This is a genomic window from Streptomyces sp. NPDC001880, from assembly GCF_053594575.1.
In genome coordinates this window covers 1-1,853 of record NZ_JBSFET010000262.1, presented here as the reverse complement: position 1 = coordinate 1,853, position 1,853 = coordinate 1, and the positions used below count along the sequence as shown (strand labels likewise).

Here is a 1,853-nt window from a genome sequence, read left to right as displayed (position 1 = left end):
GGCGCCCGAATTTCATTCGGGCGCCCCACCACGCCGGATTTTATATAGGCAGTTTTTGTCGTAGAGAATGGAAACTCTGCCTTGAGCGCTCGACCGCCCCAGGGCCCTTGCACCCTCGTGAGCTGGAATATTTGATGCGCATTCAGTGCGGTAGCCGATCGACTTAATCAATGGAATTACTTTGATTAAGCAAGCAGGGAGAGGTGATCGAAAACCGGTGCCCCATCGCTTGCGGTCGGCCGACATGCAGAGGATTCTTAGTCATATTCCGACGGAGAAGCCGTCTGACCAGCCCTGCATTGCCTGGATCATGATATCCCAAATTCCCGTTAGTAGTAGCAGGCCGGTTGCAATCATCATGACCCCGCCGATCCTCATAACCCATTCATACCGTTTCTTGATCCAGGTGAATGCGCTTAGAGCCTTACGGAAGGCGACTGCTGCCAGGATGAAAGGAAGTCCGAGCCCGAGGCAGTACGCGACGGTCAGTATTGCCCCGCGCCCAGCGCTGGCCTGGCTGGCCGCCAGAATCGTTACCGAGGACAATGTGGGGCCGAGGCATGGTGTCCAGCCAATGCCGAATAGGGCTCCAAGTAGAGGGGCACCCATGATTCCAGAAACTGGTCGCCTATTAAATCGGAACTCTCGCTGCGTTAGCCACGGCATCAGGCCCATGAAGAATGCACCCATAAGGATCATCAGCACGCCGAGGATTCTATTTAGAGTGTCCCGATGTTCCTGGAGAGTGAATCCGAAAAACCCGAAGAGCGCGCCACCGGAGACGAATACTGCAGTGAATCCAAGTACGAAGAGAGAGGCTCCGGCTGCCATTCGACCTCGCCGTGCTGTAGCCAAATCTGCGCCGGTGATCCCGGTAACGTATGAGAGGTATCCGGGTACAAGCGGCAGAACGCATGGGGAGAAGAATGAGACAAGACCGGCAAGCACGCAGATAGGTAGGGCGACAAGGGTAGCTCCGTTGAGAACTGTCGTGTTTATGGTGTCACTTGCGGTGAAAAATTCCATTGGGTCAATTCTCCTTGACGACTGGGTCGATCATTCCGTTTAGACCTTCTTCGGACAGTGCCCTCAGTGTGCGAGCCGCGATTCTTCCTTTCCGGTCGAGCACGATGGTGGAGGGAACCGTCTGTGGATTCAGCGTCCCCTTGGGGAATCCATTCATTACCATTTTCCCTGTTGGGTCATACAGGCTTGGGTATTCCACTTTGTACTCTTTCTCGAAGGCGACGACTAGGCTTCGATTTGCGTCGCGAGTATTAATTCCAATAAATTCCACTCCTTTCTTCTTGGTTTCCTTGGCGACCTTTACGAAATTGGGAACCTCGGCGCGGCAGGGGCCGCACCATGAGCCCCACACGTTTATTACGACCACCTTACCTTTCAAATCGGCAATGTTTACCTGCTCCCCGTCGATGGTCTTTCCTTTGAGGCCTCTTGCCATTCGCCTATTGTCTTGAGGGATGGCAGAAATACCGTCACCGCTGTCTACGTACTTTGTCTGGCTTTCGCCATTGCCGCAGGCGCATAGGAGCAGCACCCCGGCGAAGATCAACAGTGTTGTTTGGCGGGCTCGGCTAAAATTCATGTGAAAAGCTTCGCATGGTCGGCGCAGAAGTTCGTCGCTGCCCCCTGTATGGGGACGATCTCAGAGGGCGGTTCGTGAGCTGATGTCCATTTCTGAGTAGCTGGGACAAAGCTGCTGGTCGCGATGCTCGGCAGGCTACTGCTTCCTGGTGAGGCGCTGTCACGTTGTTGAGTGTGTGCGTGCCTGACGGTGTGTCGGGTGTGGTGGGGCCGGGTTCCGGCTCTGTGCTCAGGCCGCGGCAGGCAGG

Annotated in this window: 2 protein-coding genes; both read right to left on the bottom strand. The window is 55.3% G+C overall.

Features of this window, described 5'->3' with window-relative positions; translation table 11 throughout:
- Positions 1 to 261: 261 nt before the first annotated feature.
- On the bottom strand, positions 262 to 1,026 hold the full coding sequence (locus ACWCQ6_RS37085; protein ID WP_451096887.1) for a cytochrome c biogenesis CcdA family protein: 765 nt from the start codon (positions 1,024 to 1,026) through the stop codon (positions 262 to 264).
- A gap of 4 nt (positions 1,027 to 1,030) precedes the next feature.
- A complete protein-coding gene (locus ACWCQ6_RS37080; RefSeq protein ID WP_451096885.1) occupies positions 1,031 to 1,606 on the bottom strand; it encodes a TlpA disulfide reductase family protein in 576 nt (191 codons plus the stop codon).
- Between the last annotated feature and the right edge of the window lie 247 nt (positions 1,607 to 1,853).

Bases quoted from the DNA above. Each gene is read 5' to 3' on its own strand.
- ACWCQ6_RS37085 (WP_451096887.1), bottom strand. From the start codon at position 1,026: ATGGAATTTTTCACCGCAAGTGACACCATAAACACGACAGTTCTCAAC.
- ACWCQ6_RS37080 (WP_451096885.1), bottom strand. From the start codon at position 1,606: ATGAATTTTAGCCGAGCCCGCCAAACAACACTGTTGATCTTCGCCGGG.